The sequence below is a fragment of the Peribacillus saganii genome (genome assembly GCF_003429095.1).
Classification (GTDB): Bacteria; Bacillota; Bacilli; order Bacillales; family DSM-1321; genus Peribacillus; species Peribacillus saganii.
This window is the reverse complement of sequence record NZ_QVTE01000041.1, coordinates 1-21,164: the sequence shown is the minus strand read 5'-3', so window position 1 is coordinate 21,164 and position 21,164 is coordinate 1. Positions and strand designations below refer to the sequence as shown.

General features: G+C 40.3%; 20 protein-coding genes. 9 read left to right on the top strand and 11 right to left on the bottom strand.

Annotation, left to right across the window (positions count from 1 at the left end):
- Positions 1–89: 89 nt before the first annotated feature.
- The 3 genes from D0469_RS14385 to D0469_RS14375 form a co-directional block, all read right to left on the bottom strand.
- Positions 90–1,214, bottom strand: a complete 1,125-nt coding sequence (locus D0469_RS14385) for an NADH-dependent flavin oxidoreductase (protein ID WP_117327440.1) — start codon at positions 1,212–1,214, stop codon at positions 90–92.
- A gap of 312 nt (positions 1,215–1,526) precedes the next feature.
- A complete protein-coding gene (trhO, locus tag D0469_RS14380) occupies positions 1,527–2,492 on the bottom strand; it encodes an oxygen-dependent tRNA uridine(34) hydroxylase TrhO (RefSeq protein WP_117327439.1) in 966 nt (321 codons plus the stop codon).
- A gap of 348 nt (positions 2,493–2,840) precedes the next feature.
- Positions 2,841–4,088, bottom strand: coding sequence for a DUF445 domain-containing protein (locus tag D0469_RS14375; RefSeq protein WP_117327438.1), 1,248 nt, complete (start codon positions 4,086–4,088; stop codon positions 2,841–2,843).
- 367 nt (positions 4,089–4,455) lie between these two features.
- Here D0469_RS14375 and secDF point away from each other — a divergent pair, with 367 nt between their 5' ends.
- On the top strand, positions 4,456–6,723 hold the full coding sequence (gene secDF / locus D0469_RS14370; RefSeq protein ID WP_117327437.1) for a protein translocase subunit SecDF: 2,268 nt from the start codon (positions 4,456–4,458) through the stop codon (positions 6,721–6,723).
- 199 nt (positions 6,724–6,922) lie between these two features.
- The gene (locus D0469_RS14365) at positions 6,923–7,345 is read left to right on the top strand and encodes a DoxX family protein (RefSeq protein WP_117327436.1); all 423 of its coding nucleotides are present in this window, start codon (positions 6,923–6,925) and stop codon (positions 7,343–7,345) included.
- 139 nt (positions 7,346–7,484) lie between these two features.
- On the opposite strand, the gene D0469_RS14360 is transcribed toward D0469_RS14365, so the two are convergent.
- Both D0469_RS14360 and D0469_RS14355 read right to left on the bottom strand, forming a co-directional pair.
- Positions 7,485–8,486: a glycosyltransferase gene (locus D0469_RS14360; protein WP_117327435.1), complete on the bottom strand. Its 1,002-nt coding sequence runs from the start codon at positions 8,484–8,486 to the stop codon at positions 7,485–7,487.
- 340 nt (positions 8,487–8,826) lie between these two features.
- The gene (locus D0469_RS14355; protein ID WP_117327434.1) at positions 8,827–9,771 is read right to left on the bottom strand and encodes an ABC transporter substrate-binding protein; all 945 of its coding nucleotides are present in this window, start codon (positions 9,769–9,771) and stop codon (positions 8,827–8,829) included.
- A 216-nt stretch (positions 9,772–9,987) separates the two neighbouring features.
- Between D0469_RS14355 and D0469_RS14350 the strand changes: the two genes are divergently transcribed.
- From D0469_RS14350 to D0469_RS14335, 4 genes are read left to right on the top strand one after another with little or no spacing between them, the layout of a single operon-like run.
- A complete protein-coding gene (locus D0469_RS14350) occupies positions 9,988–11,016 on the top strand; it encodes an iron ABC transporter permease (RefSeq protein ID WP_233523066.1) in 1,029 nt (342 codons plus the stop codon).
- Positions 11,013–12,023 carry a FecCD family ABC transporter permease gene (locus D0469_RS14345; protein ID WP_117327433.1) on the top strand — a complete coding sequence of 337 codons (1,011 nt, stop codon included), beginning with the start codon at positions 11,013–11,015 and terminating at the stop codon, positions 12,021–12,023. The genes D0469_RS14350 and D0469_RS14345 overlap by 4 nt, the downstream gene beginning before the upstream one ends.
- Positions 12,024–12,034: 11 nt before the next feature.
- Positions 12,035–12,820, top strand: coding sequence for an ABC transporter ATP-binding protein (locus D0469_RS14340; RefSeq protein WP_117327432.1), 786 nt, complete (start codon positions 12,035–12,037; stop codon positions 12,818–12,820).
- A 12-nt stretch (positions 12,821–12,832) separates the two neighbouring features.
- Positions 12,833–13,543: a (2Fe-2S)-binding protein gene (locus tag D0469_RS14335; protein ID WP_117327431.1), complete on the top strand. Its 711-nt coding sequence runs from the start codon at positions 12,833–12,835 to the stop codon at positions 13,541–13,543.
- A 153-nt stretch (positions 13,544–13,696) separates the two neighbouring features.
- Here D0469_RS14335 and D0469_RS14330 read toward each other — a convergent pair whose 3' ends face one another.
- Both D0469_RS14330 and D0469_RS21160 read right to left on the bottom strand, forming a co-directional pair.
- A complete protein-coding gene (locus D0469_RS14330; protein ID WP_117327430.1) occupies positions 13,697–13,876 on the bottom strand; it encodes a GNAT family N-acetyltransferase in 180 nt (59 codons plus the stop codon).
- 270 nt (positions 13,877–14,146) lie between these two features.
- Positions 14,147–14,299: a hypothetical protein gene (locus D0469_RS21160; RefSeq protein WP_158553494.1), complete on the bottom strand. Its 153-nt coding sequence runs from the start codon at positions 14,297–14,299 to the stop codon at positions 14,147–14,149.
- A gap of 146 nt (positions 14,300–14,445) precedes the next feature.
- Here D0469_RS21160 and cysK point away from each other — a divergent pair, with 146 nt between their 5' ends.
- On the top strand, positions 14,446–15,372 hold the full coding sequence (gene cysK / locus D0469_RS14325) for a cysteine synthase A (protein ID WP_407675747.1): 927 nt from the start codon (positions 14,446–14,448) through the stop codon (positions 15,370–15,372).
- A 408-nt stretch (positions 15,373–15,780) separates the two neighbouring features.
- Here the strand turns inward: cysK and D0469_RS14320 are convergent, their stop codons facing one another.
- From D0469_RS14320 to D0469_RS14305, 4 genes are all read right to left on the bottom strand, one after another.
- A complete protein-coding gene (locus tag D0469_RS14320; RefSeq protein WP_117327428.1) occupies positions 15,781–16,587 on the bottom strand; it encodes a YhcN/YlaJ family sporulation lipoprotein in 807 nt (268 codons plus the stop codon).
- A gap of 311 nt (positions 16,588–16,898) precedes the next feature.
- A complete protein-coding gene (locus D0469_RS14315; protein ID WP_117327427.1) occupies positions 16,899–17,885 on the bottom strand; it encodes a GGDEF domain-containing protein in 987 nt (328 codons plus the stop codon).
- A 10-nt stretch (positions 17,886–17,895) separates the two neighbouring features.
- Positions 17,896–18,648: an EAL domain-containing protein gene (locus tag D0469_RS14310; RefSeq protein WP_158553492.1), complete on the bottom strand. Its 753-nt coding sequence runs from the start codon at positions 18,646–18,648 to the stop codon at positions 17,896–17,898.
- A gap of 171 nt (positions 18,649–18,819) precedes the next feature.
- On the bottom strand, positions 18,820–18,999 hold the full coding sequence (locus tag D0469_RS14305; protein ID WP_117327425.1) for a hypothetical protein: 180 nt from the start codon (positions 18,997–18,999) through the stop codon (positions 18,820–18,822).
- A 191-nt stretch (positions 19,000–19,190) separates the two neighbouring features.
- Between D0469_RS14305 and D0469_RS14300 the strand changes: the two genes are divergently transcribed.
- Both D0469_RS14300 and D0469_RS14285 read left to right on the top strand, forming a co-directional pair.
- Positions 19,191–19,334 carry a DUF3941 domain-containing protein gene (locus D0469_RS14300; protein ID WP_117327424.1) on the top strand — a complete coding sequence of 48 codons (144 nt, stop codon included), beginning with the start codon at positions 19,191–19,193 and terminating at the stop codon, positions 19,332–19,334.
- A gap of 1,081 nt (positions 19,335–20,415) precedes the next feature.
- Positions 20,416–20,736 carry a hypothetical protein gene (locus tag D0469_RS14285; protein ID WP_117327421.1) on the top strand — a complete coding sequence of 107 codons (321 nt, stop codon included), beginning with the start codon at positions 20,416–20,418 and terminating at the stop codon, positions 20,734–20,736.
- Positions 20,737–21,164 lie beyond the last annotated feature (428 nt).

Genomic DNA, 21,164 nt, shown 5'->3' with positions numbered 1-21,164 from the left:
GGACTCACACCCTATAGACTGCACCCATGCCGGGCGCACAATAAAATGCCATGAACCGAGATATGGTTCATGGCATCGTGTATTAAGCGTTATTTTTCAAGAGGAAACCAGCCAGGTATTGTCGTAATCATATTCCATAAAGGATTAGGAATTTCCAGCTCTTGCTTTCTTTCTGCTGTAGGAAGAAGAGTTGTATAAATTTCATCTTCCTTTCCTTCTTTCAATTTTTCAACCCAGTCAGGTTCAATAATGATTCCGCGTCCTAGTGCAACAAGAGGGATACCGGTATTTTTAGCAGCCAAAACCTGATCTGCCGTATACAGGCTGCCAATTCCAATTAGTTCCGTCTTTCCTTTTGTCCGGTCATAAATCTGTTCAATACGGGTTCGGTCCAATTCTCCGCCTCTATGCGGCTTTGTCCAGAAATCCTGTTGGGAAATATGCAGATAATCCAGTTCCTTAGCAGTGAGAGCATCAATTAAACCAAGCGTATCATCCATCGTGATTCCTTCCGGATATTCTTCTTCTGGAGAAAGGCGGTAACCGACCAAAAACGGATGGTCCGCATATTGCTTAACAGTATTTTGCACTTCTTCGACGACAGCAAGAGGGAAAGCCAGCCGTTTCTCGAAGCTGCCTCCCCAACGGTCCTCTCGCCTGTTAGTGAAGCCTGAGAAAAATTGCTGAATCAAATAAGTGTTTGCGCCATGGATTTCCACGCCATCAAATCCCGCTTCTATTGCACGTCTTGTGGTTTCGCCAAACGCCTTGATAATCTCTTCGACTTCAGATTCTTCCAGTGCACGAGGTGTTACCGGAATTGTATCTGGATCTGGAACTGCGCTTGCACTGACAATGTCCGAAACTAAATCAGGCGGTGCCATCCGCCCCGCATGAAATATTTGCAGTACTGCTTTCGCACCCTGTTCTTTTATCGCATTTGCAAGTCGTTGCAAACTTGGGATAAAATCATCGCTGTATCCAGCAAATTCGCCCGGGAAGCCCTGGCCATTTTCAGTCACATTGATACAAGCGGTCAATACCATCCCTACCCCTGTCGAACGTCGGCTGTAATAACGAAGTTCAGCATCCGAAACTGTACCGTCTTCGTTGGATGAGTAATTAGTTAACGGTGCCATCACCAAACGATTGCTGAGCTCAACACCACTGCGAAACGACAATGGTTCAAATAACGGTCTGTATTTTTCATTCATATAGATTACCCCCATCTAAAATCTTTATCGTAAAAAGGATGCATCTTGCGGCCTTTTTTTATACCGTAATTAATTAATCAAAAAAAATCAATTAATGTGCTCTTACTGAAAAGCTGCTCCTTCGTTTTCTCATCCTATTTGATAAGATTGAAACTCTTTGCGATACTAGCTTATTCTCCATTTCGCTGAGATGAAATTATAAGAGAAAAAGGCCTTTCTGATTTCCATTGATTATTTTCTACAGGAATCATGAAAAATCGATTACAATGCAAAAAACCCCCCTGAACCAATCAGGGGGTACTTCATCCATTACTATCTCACAGCTTCCTCTTCAATTTTAGCCAGTCTTTCTGCTACTTGTTCTTCAGTCAAGCCATGCTCTATAACGTAACGGTTACTTTCATCCGTACGGCATTCGTGTGAGCAGCTGCGCATATATTTATGTTCATTTTCTTCAGAAGAAAGGATTTTTTTGTTGCAGGCAGGGTTTGCGCAGTTTACATAGCGTTCACAAGGTTCGCCAGTGTAATAATCGCGGCCAACCACTACATGTTCCTTCCGGTTAACAGGTACTGCAATTCTTTCATCAAAAACATATAGCTGCCCGTCCCAAAGTTCGCCCTGCACTTCAGGATCCTTTCCGTATGTTACAATACCGCCGTGAAGCTGGGAAACATCTTCAAAGCCCTCATTAATAAGCCATCCTGAGAACTTTTCACAGCGGATACCGCCTGTGCAATACGTTACAATCTTCTTGCCTTCCAGCATGTCCTTGTTTTCCCGGACCCAATCCGGCAGGTCACGGAAATTCTGGATATCCGGTCGGATTGCGCCACGGAAATGCCCAAGATCATATTCGTAATCATTACGCGCATCCAGAACGACTGTATCTTCGTCATGCAGTCTTTCGTAAAACTCTTTTGGATTTAGATATGTGCCGGTTACCTTATGTGGGTCCACATCATCTTCAAGCCTTAATGTTACCAGTTCTGGCCTATGGCGGACCTTCATTTTTTTGAAAGCGTGTCCTTCCGCCTCATCAATCTTAAACACCATATCAGCAAAACGCGGGTCACTCTTCATTGCATTCATATACTTATCGGTCTGTTCCACTGTACCGGAGACCGTTCCGTTAATACCCTCTTTTGCAACCAATATTCTGCCTTTGAGTCCTAATTCCTCGCAGAACGCTTTATGCTGGTCTGCAAATTCCTCAGGATTTTCTATAGTTACATACTGATAATACAGCAATACTCTGTACGGTTTTGTTTCTGTCATTTTGTTTGCCACCTATCAATTTAAATTTGCAAGATTTAAATGTATTTTGGGCGATTTATTCAGTTGATACACTTTCTCTCACAATTTTTTATTATAGCAAAAATTATACGAATCGGCATAAAAATTTGCTTGGAATTAGCGGTTATCCTTTCCTCTACATATTATTGATACGTTTTTTGCCAAAAATCCCTATGCCCCTTCCACGATTTTGAATAACAATCAACTCAGTTTAAGCATCACGATTTCCCCTGCCGTTTTACCCTAAAAATCAGGATTATACAAGCAGCAGAAAAACTCACCAAAAGGAAAATTTGGTGAGTTTTATTAAGCAATGTTAATTTCTACAGCTCAAAATACAGCTTTAAATCCAGTTAATATGATTCCGATCAAAAATCCGCACACGGCTCCATTCACACGAATCCATTGCAGATCTTTTCCAATATTATTTTCCATCATTTCTATAAGGGAGTCCGTGTCAAGTTTATCCAAATTTTCCTTAACAAGGTTGCCAATTTTGGAATGATTTTCACTGATCAGTGAAGCTATTTGTTTTTGGATAAAATCTTCAATCTTATTTAGTGTAGATTCATCTTCTTTTAATTTTTTAGATAACCTTGTTATGCCAGGAAGAATGTATTCATCTAGAAATTTGTCTTCTTGAACCATGATTAGGAGCTTTTGCTGATACTTCTGTAAGGTTTCAGTTATTTTCTCAACAGGGTTCCATTGTTCAATCAGAGTTTCTTTTAAATTTTCCAGCTCATCAATTACGTCATTATTTCCAGGAAGAGCAGATAGCTGGTTACGCAGCTGATTCAACAGTTCTTCACGGTTTACACTATCCGGCTCCCGCAGCCCGTTTATTGCATTACTCAATAGTCGTTGGAGAATGCTTCCGAGCTTGTCTTCATTTATCATACTCCTGAACGACTTCATGGCAAACTGCAGGATCCCGTCCAGCTCAATGTTATCTAGTGCCTTAATAGCAATTCTTCCTAATTCATATTTCTGGGTATCTTTATTTACCCATTCGTCAACCTTCTCTAGGGCAAAATCAAACGCCTTTTCCTCGTACTTTCTTTCAAGAGCCTGTTTTACAATCATTTCACCAATCGGTCTTATTTTAATCAGGGAGAGATTTGCCTTTAATTCCTTTTCAATAAAAGGAACAAGTTTTTCTGTATTAACTAGTAAAATCAATTCCCTGAAAAGGGATTTCATTCCTTCTTTTAACGCAGGAGAATGCAGCTGCTTTTCTAAAACAGGCACCAGTTTCTCTGTTATTTTTATTTTGCTGATTTTTTCCTGGATACTTTCCTTTGAAAGCCAGTCGTTTTCAAGTGTAGATACCAGCGCTTTGGTCACTCTGCTACGATTTTTCGGAAGGAGAGCCGTATGCGGAATTGGAATTCCCAGAGGATGCCTGAATAAAGCAGTAACAGCAAACCAGTCCGCCAGACCTCCTACAAGCCCAGCCTCAAAACCGCCATGTAATAAACCCATTGGAAGGGACCCTTGAAAAGGAATAGTCGCAAGAAATCCTGTACCCATAATCGCTAATGATATGCTGGCTAAGTGCCTTGAATTTTTTGACATAATTATCTACATCCATTTTAAAATTTTGTGATCCATCTTTGATATCCTATTTTCTTTGATCTTTATACCTGGATAATGCGTGGAACTGACTATATTTATACTAATGAACTCTTTTTTAAAATGCAATTGAAAAAGAGGGAAGAAATTGGAACCAGATTTCCTTTGAACCAATTGGAAATAGAGGTTACGCGTAATTGACAGCCATTTCATTCTATCCCATAATGAGAGTGTTGGTTTTTTCAGCGGTTAATATGGTATCAGTGAAGAGATCGCCAAATAAGGATTCAGCAGTTATTTATATGATAGAAGGCCATTTGGTGCCGAAATTTGCTAGGCATGGCTAATATCAAGGGAGGATCTATATACAATGGTAAAAAGAGGTCGTATTATCGCCTTTTTATGCTTTCTTGTTTTAGCAGGAGGTTTATTAGGGACAACGACTAAAGACATCCTGGGCAATATTAAGCTTGGGTTGGATCTCCAAGGAGGATTCGAGGTCCTGTACGAAGTCAACCCGGCTAAAAAGGGGCAAAAAATTGATAGCGAAGTAATGGCAAGCACCGCAGAAGCCTTGGACAGGCGTGTTAACGTTCTCGGTGTAAGCGAACCGAATATCCAAATTGAAGGCGACAACCGTATTCGCGTCCAACTGGCTGGTGTAGAAAATCAAAACCAGGCAAGGGAAGTTTTGTCAACCGAAGCGAACCTTACATTCCGTGATGCGAACGATAATATCATGATGGATGGTTCTGACCTCGTCGAAGGCGGAGCGGATCAAACATTTGATGAAAACGGAAAGCCAAGTGTATCACTAAAGTTAAAGGACAGTAACAAGTTCCGTGAAGTAACAGAAAAAATCGTGGCAATGGGACCAGGTAATAATGTGTTGGTCATCTGGCTCGATTTTGAAGAGGGAAAAGACTCATTTAAAGAAGAAATCACTAAAAAAGATCCAAAATTCATTTCAGCTCCAACAGTCAGCCAGGTATTTAATCAAGATACTGTTTCGATTGTAGGAAGCTTTACAGTAGAGGAAGCAAAGCAATTATCTGATATTCTTGATGCCGGTGCTCTGCCAGTCAAGCTCGATGAGATTTATTCCACTTCCGTGGGTGCTTCATTCGGGGAACAAGCTATGGATAAGACTGTCATTGCCGGTATTATTGGTGTAGCGGCCGTGTTCTTGTTTATGATTTTCTATTACCGTTTCCCAGGTTTTATTGCCGCAATCACCTTAACCATCTTCATTTATTTAACTGTCCTTGTATTTGACTGGATGAATGTGGTGCTGACTTTGCCAGGTATTGCGGCCCTTATTTTGGGAGTAGGTATGGCGGTTGATGCCAATATCATCACGTATGAACGGATTCGTGAAGAGATAAAAGTTGGCCGCTCGATTAAGAACGCATTTAAGGCAGGGAATGAAAGTTCATTCTCCACGGTTACTGATGCTAACCTGACAACCCTTTTAGCGGGCGCTGTATTATTCTTTTATGGTACAAGCTCTGTTAAAGGATTTGCAACAAGTTTGATTATTGGTATTTTAGGAAGCTTTATTACAAACGTGTACCTTTCCAGATGGCTGCTTGGTCTTTGGGTTAACAGCGGTATTTTCAATAATAAGCCGGGCTGGTTTGGTGTTAAGCGGAGTGAGATCCACGACCTCTCTGAAAATGTAGATACTCTTGATCTCCCTACTAGATTTGACCGTTTTGACTTTGTTAAGCACCGCCGTAAATTTTTTGTTTTCTCAGGTGCAATTCTCGCAATCGGAATCATCGTACTGGCAGTATTCCGCTTAAACCTTGGTATCGATTTCACCTCGGGCACACGGATTGAGGTTCTTTCCGACAAAGCATTGACTAAGGAAACAATTTCAGCTGAGCTCCAAAAAATGGACATTGATACCGATGATATCATCATTTCCGGTGAGGACAGCAACATTGGGGTTGCCAGATATAAAGGTGTATTATCAAAAGAAGAAATTGCTGAGGTAAAAACTCATTTTAATAAAGAATTAAATGGCGATACAAATGTAAGTACCGTAACTCCTACAGTAGGTAAGGAAATCGCGAAAAACGCGCTTAAAGCCTTGGGGCTTGCTGTTTTAGGATTGATTATTTTCGTAACCTTCCGTTTTCAATTCCATATGGCTGTTGCGGCTGTTATCGCCTTGTTGTACGCGGTATTTTTCATAATCCCATTCTTCAGTTTAACGCGCCTTGAAGTCGATATTACCTTCATCGCAGCACTATTAACGGTTGTCGGTTATTCGATCAATGATACGATTGTTACGTTCGACCGGATGCGGGAAAATATGCAGAAGCGTAAGCGGCTTAAATCGTATGAAGATATTGCTGATGTTGTAAACACAAGCTTACGCCAAACATTAGGCCGCTCTGTTAACACCGTTTTAATGGTTGCATTGACAGTTATTGCATTGATGATATTTGGAAGTGAATCGATCCTGTCCTTCTCCATCGCACTCCTGGTCGGTCTGGTAGTAGGAACTTACTCCTCTATCTTTATCGCCGCACAGCTTTGGGTTGAATGGAAGCTTAAAGAACTTAACAAAAAAGGAACGATCATCACTTATAAGGAAAAACCTAAACACTCTGATGAACCTCAGGTATAACCATATAATATTGAACTCCGGCTATTTTTGCCGGAGTTTTTTGTGCTCTATTGTTGCTGAGCCAGTTTAAACTATTTTCATAATAAGAAACAATTGAAAAACATTTAATGGTATAACGTGCAAGTAGATGGAAAAGATAGAATTGAAATTACTGTTTAGGTGATATTAAACTGAAGAACTTTATATAGGAGGGCTATATATGGAGGATTTTGGACTTTTAATTATACGTGTTGTCGTTGGCCTTTATTACGCTGCACATGGCTCTCAAAAATTATTTGGTCTGTTTGGCGGGGGCGGCCCTGCTGGCACGGGCGCGTTCTTTGAACAATTGGGGCTTAAGCCTGGAAAAACGATGGCTCTTATGGCCGGGTTAACCGAACTTGCTGGCGGAATATTATTTTTACTTGGGTTGTTAACTCCTTTAGCAGCTATCTTCATTATCATCCCAATGATTGTCGCTATATTAAAAGTTCATGGAAAGAATGGCTTGTTTTCTGATAAGGGAGGAATTGAATATAACCTCGTGCTCATTGCAGTTGCCTTAGGAATTGCAATGACAGGCCCCGGAGATTTCTCTTTGGATGCAGCAATGGACCTTTCCTACTGGGAAGATTCTGATTAAGAACACTCAAGTGCGCCAAACAAATTAACATTGATTACGTTTGGCACGCCCTGTGCCAAACGTTGACACCAAACGGAGTGTCCTTCGAAGCTCCCTTCTGCTTATAATTGTTCTTATTTGTACTGTTGGCGACTGCAAATCACTCAGTATTGTTTATATGAAAGAATACTAATTCATAGAGATTTCTATAGCTTTCTGCCTCTTTTTCAGGCGAATTGTGCTGAGAAATCCACTCCCTTGCCTGCCGGACAACCTTTTCCCGGAGTGCATCATTCCTAACGATAGAATGAACAGCTTCAATAAATTCACCCATTGTATCATACAGCCATCCTGTTTGTTCATGTCTTATCAGAGCTTCATTGGCTGCGTTCTTTCTAGCAATGACCGGACGCCCCATTGCCATAGCTTCCATAACTGCAAGTGACTGGCCTTCAGATATTGAAGTATTAATGATGATTTGGGCCTTATCATACCAGATTTTCATCACCTCATAAGGCACAACACCGGCATATTTCATCCACTTACGCTCGCTGGCAGCACTTTGCACCTGATTAAATACATCATTATCCAAATTGGCGCCCAGAATGGAAAAATCAATGTTTGGATAAACCTCAACTAAATGATCAAGTGCAGGAAGTACATTCAGGACATCCTTTACAGGCCGCAGCCCAGCAGGAAGCAAAATTCGGGGATCTAATGCATCCTGTATCTCCGAAATACCCCACGGCAGCCAAACCCCCTGGGAAATCACTTTCGTTTTTTCCAGCCAGCGCGGATATAATTTGCCCACCTTTTCTCTTGCATCCTCTGTGAATACAGTAATAAAGCTGGCATCGTTTATAAACGAAAACATATCTCCATCCATGTCAGGCTTCAAATCAATATTAATATCAGTACCGCCCATTGTAAGAACATATGGACGATTTAATATGAAATTGTTTTCGCTGGACCACTTAACGAAACGAGTGGCGTGCAAAATATGAAAAATATCAGCATTAGGCAGATACCAATTATCCTTTTCGAGATATGGTATTACAGATGCGTTTATATTTCGCAGCTGTAAAAAATGAACAATCCGCTTAATTGTTGTCGAGTTGCCTCTCGGCTGATTAAAATATGGAGCAAAAAATAATATATGCATTGAATTCACCTATTCTGCTTTTGAGTAATCACATCATAATCCGAAGCAGCTAAAATCTCAAGCTTTTCCACTTTTATTCAAACATAGCCATCTTCTATAACCACATACCTTGTTTCTCAAGATTGATGATTAACATTAGGCATTCCAACTATTGCTTTCACTCCTTCTCCCTTGTTGAAAAAACTAATTGAAAAGAAGAGATTTAAAAAATTCAATTGAATTTGTAAAAATGTAATAAAAAAAGCTGCTCAAAAGGTTACTTTCTTCGAGTCAGCTTTTTACTTCCTATTCCTTGTTGGAATTATTTTATATAAACAGGGATTTGTTGCCAATTATTAAGCTATTTCTTAGTTATTACTGATACAATCTGATCCATTGTAATATTATTGGCAATCGGGCCATTGCTTGTCCAATTGCTTGGGTCTTCCATTTCATATATTTTTCCTGCTTTTACAGCGGGAAGTCCTTTCCAAACGGAACTTGCCTTCAAGCTGGCTAATCCCGGTTCATTTGGCAAACTGGCCAGGAATATATGATCTGCATCCAGATCTGACAACGCTTCAAGAGAGATAGGGTTCCATGCTGCTTCCGCCTTTGGCAGTGCCTTAATCATTTCAGGCTGGGTAACACCTAAATCTGTATATAGAACATTAGCAGCAAATCGGGAATTTTCAAACAGGTAATACTGTTTTCCAATTACCCATAGTATAGCTGCTGTTTCGTCCCCAATTGCGGTCTTTAATTCTGCAGCCTGCTCCTTAGTTTTAGCATCATAATCTTCCAAGACTGCTTTTGCTTCCTTTTCTTTTCCTGCTATTTCACCCATCACCTGAAGCTGTTTTCTCCAGTCCGCACTTTCTTCCTCTTTAAATACGTATGTTGGTGCAATTTTTTTGTATTCTTCATATTTACCATTTTGGATTGAACCGGGCGAGCCAAATATAATTATATCAGGCTTTGCATTAATGGTTTGTTCCAGTGGAAGATCCCACTCAATCGTTGGTACATCCTTTAATTGCGGCTGCAGATAGTTATGGACTGTAGTTCCGATTGCCCACTGCGCAGGTGGAGTTATTCCTAGTGCAAGAAGGGAATCCTCCATGTTAGGGGCAAGAATTCTTTCGGCATTTGCCGGGATGGTGACTTCTCCCATAGCATCTGTTGCAGTTCTAACTTCTTCTTTTTTAGTATCTTTGCTTTCGCTCTCTCCGTTACTGCACGCTGATAAGAATAGACCAAAACATATGCTTATCAGTATACCTGAAAATAATTTAGCTCGAGTCATCCAGCTTGTCCTCCTAAATCGCATATATTGGTAATGATAATCATTATCATAAGTGATGTCAATCATCTTCTGACATTTTACTGTTTTGATATGTTTTTGATATGTCTTAATTCTTATTTTTATTGAAACTATTCGAGTATACTTTTATACTGGTCTTAATGAAAATGATTCTCAATTTTTTCGGAATCATAGAAAGGTTGAAAGGACATGGCAAAGATGGAAGATCACAAAATGGAGAAACCTGCTGGCCGCGGTTCATTGATGTCCTTAATTTTGACGGTTGGCCTGCTTGCAATCCTGGCTTCTATATTACTATCCCTTATATACGGAACGAAAAACTTACAGCTTCCAGTCCTATGGGACGCTATATTTAACTACAATACTGAAACAACCTCACACCAAATTATCCATGATATACGTCTTCCCCGGGCATTAGCCGCTGCCATGATTGGAGCTTTTCTGGCGATTTCAGGAGCGATTATGCAGTCGCTGACGAGGAATCCGCTCGCCGAACCATCATTATTAGGAATTTCGTACGGAGCTGCTTTTGCCCTGGTAGTAAGCATGGCGATTACAGAAAATATTTCGCGTACAGGGGCAACGGCTGCTGCAATGGTTGGTGCTGGTTTAACGGCAGTTTTAGTATTTGGGTTAGCTGCTGCTTCCAAAGGTGGAATGACACCTGTCAAGCTGGCGCTGGCCGGTGTTGCAATTGGAATGTTCCTGAGTTCATTTACTTCTATAATTGCTCTATATTCCAATGCTTCAAAGGATATTAGCTTCTGGTATGCCGGAGGACTGGCAGGAATCGATTGGAGTTCAGTGAAAATGCTGGCGGTAATTGGTTTAGTTGGTATCCTTATAGTCCCCTTTCTTGCACGCCCTCTAACCCTGATTAGCCTGGGTGCAGATGTCTCAAAAGGCCTTGGAATTAATCTAAATCTTATCAGGACATTAAGTGTACTGGCAGTTTTACTTCTTACTGGCAGTTCCGTAGCAGTTTCTGGAGCAATTGGCTTTGTTGGCCTGGTTGTCCCCCATATCTGCCGAATGCTTATTGGTCCAGATTACCGCTTCCTTCTCCCTGTCTCTGCTGTAGTCGGCAGCCTGCTTCTATTATTAGCTGATGTCGGTACAAGAATGATAAATCCTCCGTTTGAAACACCGGTTGGCGTGCTGACAGCAGTGATTGGAGTACCATTTTTCTTATATTTGGTTCGAAGTGAAAGGGGCCATTCATCATGATTCACCCCCGTGTTAGATTTAAGTGGGTCCTGCTAATTTTATTTGCCCTCCTAGTGATTGCAGGATTGATTAGCCTGAACCTTGGTGTTGTATCCATCTCACCTGCTGAGGTGTTCCAGACTTTTCTCGGACAGGGAACTCAGCAGCAGCGGTTGATTTTATTCGATTTCCGCTTGCCGGGTATTATCCTGGCTCTTCTGGTCGGGGCAGGAATGGCTATTTCGGGAGTCATTTTACAAGGAATTACCCGGAATGAATTGGCTGACCCGGGGATTTTGGGAATTAATTCAGGCGCAGGGCTTGCCGTTATTATTTATATTGCATTTTTTCAGAATGCTGCCGGCAGCCTCAGCATTTTAAATACTTTTATCCTCCCTCTGTTTGCTTTTCTTGGTGCATTGGTTACAGCCGGTTTAATTGTAATTTTTTCCTGGAAGCAGGGGTTTCAATCCATCCGCTTAGTTTTGGTTGGTGTTGGAGTGAATGCCGGCTTAAATGCTATCTTAATTGCTATTCAATTAAGGCTTGAGCCCCAGGACTTCATGAAGGCACTCATTTGGCTCTCAGGTGAATTATGGGCAACCCAGTGGCAGTATGTTTGGGCTCTTTTGCCATGGTATGTGGTACTAATCCCTTATACAATTTATAAGTCCCATACACTGAATGTATTGAACCTGGGCGCCCAGTTATCAACTGGACTTGGTGTCCGTTCCAATCGAGAACGGCTGATTCTATTAGTTCTCGCGGTTGCAATGGCTGGTTTAGGCGTAGCTGCAGGAGGTGGAATCGCATTTTTAGGGTTAATTGCGCCGCATATAGCACGTCGAATTGTCGGCCCAAAACACCAGGTAATGATTCCGGTTTCGGCTCTGCTTGGTTCCCTTATTTTACTAATAGCTGACACGATTGGGAAAAATATTTTATCTCCCCTTGAAATTCCGGCTGGAATGATCGTTTCAATCATAAGCGCCCCCTATTTTATCTATTTATTGATAAAAACGAAGTAAGGAGCATGAATATGACAACACTAACAGCAGAAAAACTTACGATTGGATACGAAGAACGGACGATTGTAAAAGAATTGGATCTTGTTTTTCCTTCAGGGCAAATTACGGCAATCATTGGTCCAAACGGCTGCGGCAAGTCGACAATCTTAAAGACGATGGCCCGTTTGCATCCCGCTTCATCTGGTGCTATATATTTGGATGGAAAACTGATTCACCAAACACCTACTAAAGAGATCGCAAAAAAGATGGCGGTTTTGCCGCAATCTCCTGAAGCTCCCGGCGGACTATCGGTTTATGAATTAATCTCCTATGGGCGTACCCCCTATTTGTCAGGGTTTTCACGCCTATCGCAGCATGATCGGGACATGGTGGAGTGGGCTCTTAATGTCACCGGTTTAACCGAATTTAAAAACCAAGCAGTAGATACTCTATCAGGAGGCCAGAGACAGCGCGCCTGGATAGCTATGGCAATTGCTCAGGAGACAAATTTGCTGCTGCTGGATGAACCAACAACTTACCTTGACCTGGCTCATCAGCTGGAGGTCTTGCAGTTACTAAAACAATTGAACGAAGATGATGGACGCACAATCATTATGGTAATCCACGATTTAAATCATGCTGCAAGGTTTGCGGACTATATGGTCGCGCTGCGCGGGGGGGAAATTATCAATCAGGGAACTCCTGAACATGTAATGACTGCCCCAGTTCTGAAAAAAGTTTTTAATATCGAAACAGCTATTGTCACTGACCCACGTACAAGCAAACCCGCAATGATTTCGTACGATTTAATTAAATAGAGGTGTTATTAAGTGGCACAAGAAACAGAAATATGGAAAGAACTGGAACAATATTATGTAATTCAAAACGGAGCAACCATGTCAGCCTGTTTCGATGGTGACTTAGCTCCATTGCTCGAATTGGTGAGCCAAAAGACCAATTCAGAACAGCCATATGTCACTGCTTCCATGGTTACTCGTTGTGCCGCATTTATTTTTACAGCTCGTTTATTTGCGTTATGCAAGTTCAGGGTAAAATGGACTGGACATTTAAGCAGGATCGGACTCGCAGACCATGTTGTCAATGGAAGCTGGTTCCCCCAGTGGGTGCTGTCCGATGGAAACTGGGAAAAAATACAGGATGAAGCAGATATCCTTGCGGAAATTCAAAGAATTCTTTGCCTCGATTGCCGCCAAATCGTCAAATCCGTGTCATATGAGACAAATAGTTCTCAACATGTATTGTGGGAAAACATATGGGGGTATGTGCTGTGGATGTATGTCCAGCTTCTCCGTCAACCAAGTGATATCCAAAGCAAAGCAAGCCATGATTTAAATATTTTGCTCGATTCACAAACGTGGTCGGGTGTTGAACGGTCTTCACCCTTCAAACGTTTTTTGAGGGGAAAAACACCTGAGGAAGCAATGGATCAATTCAGCCGTGTTACCTGCTGTTACTACTATAAAATACCTGGACATCAAAAGTGCTCCTATTGCCCGAACCTGCATAAGCAAGGATCTTAAAAGCATCTTTTCACCATAAAAATTCAATACAGGTATCGGGATACTGTTATATATCAATATTACCCAAATTTAAACAGGAGCGATTTATTAAAAAATGGTAAAAACTATAATATGCTGAGGACCAACTGCGCCTACTCTTGTCACTATGCTATCTTAGAATCCGCTCTTCAAATATAAATGTTTGGCTCGTATATTCCTTGCATTAACTGCCAACACAATTTCTTCAATATGCGGGAAATGTTCTTTCACAAATTCCGTTAGCCATAGCAAACCTTGATCGGCATAGCCTTTGCCTTGATCAGCATGGCTAATAGAAAAGGCCCTTAGCAGCATGCATGAGAATTCCTTGTATAAGATCCGATTTCTTCCCCATCATATAAAACGAAAAAACCAACTGGTATAGAGCCTGCCGAAATTACGACAAGAAGTACCTGGCTTATGACCAGGGTTGCCATTGCCTTAATCGCAACAAAAGGTTGTCACAGCTACTCGTTCACAACACTTAAAGGGCTGGATGCTGAAGCTAGAAATATCTACTTTTTAGGATTAATCCTCCTAAAAATAAAAATACAGGAGAGGATACCTGTATTTTTGTATCTGTAATTATTTATCTGTGTATCTTTCTCCGGACTCTTGGTCGATTGATACATGATTCGGGCGTTTCGGAAAGTCTCTTCTATTTGCATCATCAGGACCAGTAAGATCATTCCTCTTGTCCAGCAGCTTGCCGAATTCAACTGGTTTTCTATGCGGCATGGCATTCACCTCCTTTTTTAGGATGGGTAAAAAAACAGCCGCGATAACAGGTAAATTCTACATCTGTAAAAACAGGGAATTTTATTTACGCTCTGCCTTTTGATACTATATAGATAAAATTTGAGTACGTTTGTACTTTGGCTAACATGGAGGTTTTGAAATTGAAGATTGTTAATAATATCACAGATTTAATTGGGGAGACACCTGTTGTACGATTAAACAGACTTGTGCCGGAAAATGCAGCCGAGGTTTATGTGAAGCTTGAGATGTTTAACCCCTCAGGTAGTGTTAAGGACCGGGCAGCTTATAATATGATTAAGGCAGCTGAGGACGAAGGCTTAGTAAAGCCGGGGGATACAATCATAGAACCTACCAGTGGGAATACAGGAATAGGGCTTGCCATGACGGCTGCTGCGAGAGGCTATCGTGCAATACTGATTATGCCTGATAATATGACAAAGGAAAGAATAAATATTTTAAAAGCTTACGGTGCTGAAGTTGTGTTAACTCCAGCTGAAAAGAAAATGCCGGGTGCTATTGAAAAGGCACTGCAGCTGCATGATGAGATTCCGGGCAGTTTTATACCCCAGCAGTTCGAAAATAAGGCGAATCCGGATATTCATCGTACTACTACAGCGATTGAAATTTTTGAACAAATGGAAGGCAAACTCGACGCCTTTATTGCAACCGCAGGTACTGGAGGAACCATTACTGGTACGGGGGAAAAACTCAAAGAATTGCTTCCGGAACTCTATGTTGCCGTTGTAGAACCAAAAGGCTCGCCTGTCCTGTCAGGCGGAAAACCTGGCCCGCACAAACTTGTAGGCACAAGCCCAGGTTTTGTTCCTAATATATTAAACACAGATGTTTATGATGAAATTTTTCAAATTGCGGATGAAGAAGCAGTTGAGATGTTTAAGGGACTCGCTCGCAAAGAGGGCATCTTTGTAGGTCCATCAGCAGGTGCTGCGGTATACGCAGCCATCGAAGTTGCCAAGAAGTTAGGAACCGGGAAAAAAGTGCTTTGCATCGCACCGGATACTGGCGAACGATACTTAAGCATGGAGCTATAGGACTGTTATTCTAAAGATTATTATTATCAGACCGAATCACATAGTGGTTTGGTCTTGTTTATTTAGCCTTTTTGAAGGAACATGGTGCGGGGATTGACAATACAATCACAGCTTTTTAAAAAAGGCCGCAAATAAATAAAATTACGCAAAATTGCTATAGCAGAATATAAACCAACCGGTAAATCGGTTTATGGACAACGATAAACATTCCACTTTCCGATGATATGCTGACCACACTGGATTATTTTTCAGGGTTATTTATTTTGTTGGAGTATTTATTCTACGATTACCTCTGCTGCTTGTTTCCTACAGTAAGTTTAATACACATTTTCCTGTCTTAACTTTTTCGCTTTACATGTAAAAAACCGCTTGGGTTGCAATTTTAAACCCAAGCGGTTTTTCCTGAAACTATCGGTTATTATCGTTGCCAAAAAACCTTCCTACTGTATCATTAAAGTCCTCAAATAAACCCTCACCATTATTATTGCCTCCGCGAAGGCCATCTGCATAGTCAGTCATATTGTTATATACATCAGGGCTTGTAGATACATAAACGTTATTGATTTTTCTGTCTGCCTTTCTAATTTGATCGGCAACTTTTTGTTCAAAAGCATTTGAAACACGGCTATACTCATCGCGGTTGTTACCGCCATTGTTGCCGTTTCCGCCATTTCCGTTATTTCCATTGTTATTGTTGTTGCCGAGATTCATATCCCCTAAATTATTGGCATTATCTCCAATTCCAACATCTCCATCATTGGCACCTACGATTCCGCCCGTGCGGTCTGTGTTGTCATTAGTTCCGTTGCCTAGTCCATACCCAGCCCCAATTCCATTACCATTGCCGTCACCAGTTCCGTCATTATTCCTAACCCCTAACGGATTTCCATTATCGTTGCCATTGCCATTTCCGCCATTATTGTTTCCATTGCCATTGTTCTTCAATCTGACTGCAACATAGGCATCATTATTTGTCACAATAACATTTGCGTCGTCAACTTCATTCATTTTTTCCACATTACGTGCCAGTTTGTTTGAAACTCTTACATTATCGCGGCTTTGATTCCCGTTGTTAGCAACGTTTCTGGTTTGCACACCATTATCGCCATTATTGTTCCTATTACCTATATCACCTGCATTGTCATTGTTTCCTGCGCAACCCGCCAACCCGGTCAGCAATATAGCCGAAAGAATGATCTTTGTCCCTTCTCTCATCTATGCTCACTCCTTAAAAATAGTGTTGCATGGATTAGCATTCCTGCATCAAAGGGGTACTATTCTATTCCGGCCATAGCAAGATAAGGAAATGTTTCCGTTTTCTGTTCCAGTGATTACACATGGCTGTAGTCATCATCCGTTTGTTATTTTGGCCTCATTAACCTGCAGTTTCTTTTAGGACAACATGATTGAAAACAAGAAAATTAACCTTAAAATTTAGAACATGTTGGGATTAGCAGGAACTTTTCCTAACACCAGGTATACCTTCTTAAGACAAAAAAGAGGCAGATGCAATGATCAACCTCTTTTTACTCTGTAACAAAAGGCATTACTTCTTCCCAACAATCCTCCATGGTAAGAAAAACACTTTTAGGTATGGTTTTACATCTTTTTTTCACTTTAGCCGCTTCTTTGCTTAATTGTTTTACCGTTACAAAGGACATATTGATGTTAGTTATAACGGCAATTGATATACTGACTAATGGAAACTTTTCCAGCTTCCCTTTTCTGCTGATTGCTGTTACATATCCCTTTTTTATTTCATCTTCAGAATAAACTTTTCTTACCAATTGATCAAAACGGCTAATAATGGATCGGCAGATCCGGTCATAGTTATAATTGGGAAGAACTGCAATAAAGTCGTCACCCCCAATATGCCCAACAAAAGATGGGTGATTACAAGTGGTTAAAACGATATCACAGATAATATCTGCTGTTGCACGAATTAATTCATCACCTTCCTTGAAACCATAGGAGTCATTAAACACCTTGAAAGTATCTATATCGACATATAACACACTAAAGTTCTCTTCAGCCAATATTTCCTGCAGTGTCTCTTCAATCGCATAGTTTCCTGGGAGTCCAGTAAGGGGATTGGAGTAACGGGCAACCTGGACTTGTACCTCTGCCAACTTTATCAGTAAATTTTTAATACTTACGATTCCATATAGCCGATCTTGTTTTATTACAATAACATAATCGTATAAATGATCCAGGTTACGTTTCATAGCGAGGGCCCCTGCTTCAGCAATAGGTAAAGAATATTCTACTACAAGCGGCTTTTTGTTCATGACCAGATCCACGGTACGCTTCATAAAGAGATCGAATCCATACTTAGTTGAAAGCTTCTGGTAAAAATGTGTTTTCATCACTAATCCTACAGCGTGCTGATCTGTGCAAACAACGATTCCTTCTAAAGATGCATGTTCATTAAAAATTGCATAGACATCTTCACACTTATTGAAAGGCGATACTATTGTTGCCTCTTCTGCAATATCCCCAATCGTTAATTGCATACAACCACCTTCATTTCATAATGTGAGATTTTATTAATGGTTGCGGTCTCCCTAGAATATAACCTTGTCCGTATGGAACACCGACTTGCCTTGCAATGTCTAACTGTGAATGGGTTTCGATTCCTTCAAGCGTTACGGATATACCTTCTTCCTTAAAATAGGAAACAATCCAATCCAAAAACCGTTGTTTTTTTAAGCTATGCTCTAGGTCAATACAAAAATATCTATCGAGCTTAATAGCATCAGGCTGCAGCTCAAGAGCCATTCTTAACGAAGAATACCCCTTGCCAAGATCATCAAGAGCAATAATGAATCCTGCACTCTTTAAGTAATGGACCATTTCCTGCAAACCTGTCAAATCTTGCACAGTCTCTGCTTCATTAAGTTCCAGCATAATTCGGTTAGATGGAAGATTTACCTTTCTCATCAGACCCTCTAGCATCCACAAAAACGAGGGCTTCAGCAGAGAAGAAGGAAATACATTGACGGAAAGATAGGGTGCCTGACCACTTGTTAGAAGATGTGCATCAAAGGTGATAATGCTCTGTAGAACGGAAGATATATCTAAATCGTACAGCTTGTCCTGTTGTTCTGCCAAAGCAAATAAAACTTCCGGATTTTGAATATTCTTTCCTCTCAGCAGGCTTTCATATCCATAGAGTTTATCATCCTGCAGTGAAAAAATTGGCTGAAAAACATGGGAGAAGGATAATGATTCTGAAATCTGCAAGGAGGAAAATTGAAGTTTTGTGACTATTTTCATAGCTACTCCCATCCTTAGTAAGAAATAATGGAACTTTTATCTTAAATTTACTTCAGCAATGTTAATCCTCTATGAAGGGAATGTAAAAGTTTGAGGTTCTATTCCTTTTTTATAGGTATTAAGATGCATCCATTATAAAGAAAAGCGACCCGATGTGGGCCGCTCTTTCTTTTAACGCAGGAAGTTTTCACGATTAACTGCGAATGCATCACGGGATAATCCAGCACGATTTAAAAATGAATTAGCATCCGTTCCCATTTGAAACTTATCTAATTCTTCGTTACTTAACGTCAATTCTCTATGGAATATCGTACCCTCGATAGGTCTTAGTACACCATTTGCATCTGCCATGGTTACTCACCCCCTATCTATAATGTGTGAAGGAAATCAAAGAACCATGAATAGAATCATTTGGAAAAACAGTGTTGGCATTTGAAGAAGTGTCTATTTCAGTAAACCAATAAGAAAACTCTCATCCCATACATAAAAGGATGCTTTCAGGCAAACATTAATGTCAGAAAAAGGAGAAAGGAGAGATTAACGTGGTTAAATCCAATCCTACGACAAAAGATGATGATAAAAGACCTGAAGATAATAATGAAAAAAACCGTCAAAAAAATATTTTGGCAGAGCATAATGCAGAGATGGGAAAAAACAACTATTCCAAGAAAACAGATCACCTTTAAATAAAAGCGGGAAACACCTCTTCCCGCTTTCTTTATATAGAAAAAACTGGATGAATCACCGTTTTCTAATATATTGACAAAGATATTTTAGTGAATTTAAAAACTGGTCAAGTTTTTCTAGACCAGTTTTTTAATAGAGAATTTTGTTTTATTATTTATCCCATGCTGGAAACCTCTATCACGTATATCCAGCATCTGGGCAACAGTGGAACCCATGGACACTCCTGCCACATGCACTTTTCTAAGCTGCCAAGTATCCAGGAAACGTTTTACATACTCCACCATCACTTTAGGAAAATTGATTATTGGGGAAATCCATTCCGGACTTTTCATGAGCTCTTAAATCAATCATAAGCATTTTAAATTTACTGAAGAAATAGTCCCACTGTGGCTACCACCTCGCACAAAAGCCCCATTCCATGCAGGAATAAAATGAGCTCTCCTGTAGTTGAAAATCAATAACGGTAAATCTTCCCTTCTCACAAACCCTTGTCATTCCTGCATTTCTCTCTTCTTTTTCCAATTCTGTTTCTGCTCTTTTTCTCTCTTTTCCTTCTCCCCAAAACTCCCTTAAATCCTGTATTTTCAGGCTTTTAATCAAACGTTTGATTAAATCTGGCTGACGCACCAACGGTATGTATTTCAGGGAACTCCCGCTTTTTCAGTCTTTTTCCTCTGCCTTTAAAAACAAAAAACAAGAGGAAAACTGGAGAGATGCTCCAATTTTCACTCGTGCTGTTCTACAATTATTTTTACCCGATTTACAAGTTGTTTTGATATTTACCGTTTATGTTTGACGGGAACATCTCCATTTCCCTTGATTTCGTAAAAAGTTCATTCCATTTACGTTGTTTATGAGTGGCATTTTTCTTCCCCCATTCAGTCGTGACCACATCGTCACTATATCATTTTACATTTTCATATTTTCTAATAAAATTTTAAAAGGTACTTTCCACATCGCTTGGTTTTGGGATCATGTTTTGCTGACCATCTATTGAAATCAATTAAATTAAAAGTTAGTTGGTATTTTTTTTATGGAGATACTAAAAAGTAATATATCAAAAATAGATGGAGGGAAAAAATGCCGCGTAAGCCTGCTGCAATCAAAGATGAGTCGGAAAAGGGCACAGACGATGTATTGCCTAATGAGGAGAATAAAGATGAAGTTGAGGAATTGAAACGCATGTTAGCAGCTGTATTGAATTACTTATCAGATGATGAAGTTGAAGAAATCGATATCGAATACCTGCTGAATAATACAGAGGGGCTTCGGAAGTGGTGGGATCAATATCGGGAAAGCTCCCGAAAGCAGCTTGAAGCAGAAATTAAAAAATCGCTCGGGGAACTGTCATTAGAAGAATTAGAACGAATCCAGGAACAGATTAAAGAAAAAAAGAAGTAATGTTTATCCATGGAAGGGTAAGTTCACTTCCAATCAGCTGTGGAAGTTATAAAAATAGTCCTGGTGAGTTGATATAATAACTTATCAGGATTATTTAGTTTTAAGCAGACTATTAATTTTAAAAAGGAAAACGAAATATAATATTTATAGCTACCCAACATCCTGATTACGGTTTATTTCTCTACATTGCCTTTCCACTAGCCATACCGCCAATCATATTTTTGATTTTGAAGCCTCGCTCTTGCAGCCATTCGCTGGTAAGGTCGTTTCTATTCCCAAGCGGCATACCATAATGTGTTCTTCTTCTTGAGTTGAGCCGGAATCCGTCCTTCTCTTACTTCATTAGATTTTCGAACAACAATAATGCTCTCAAAGGACAAGTTGTAACCGTCAAGTAGAAATCAACAGTTTTTAGTAAATAAGATTAA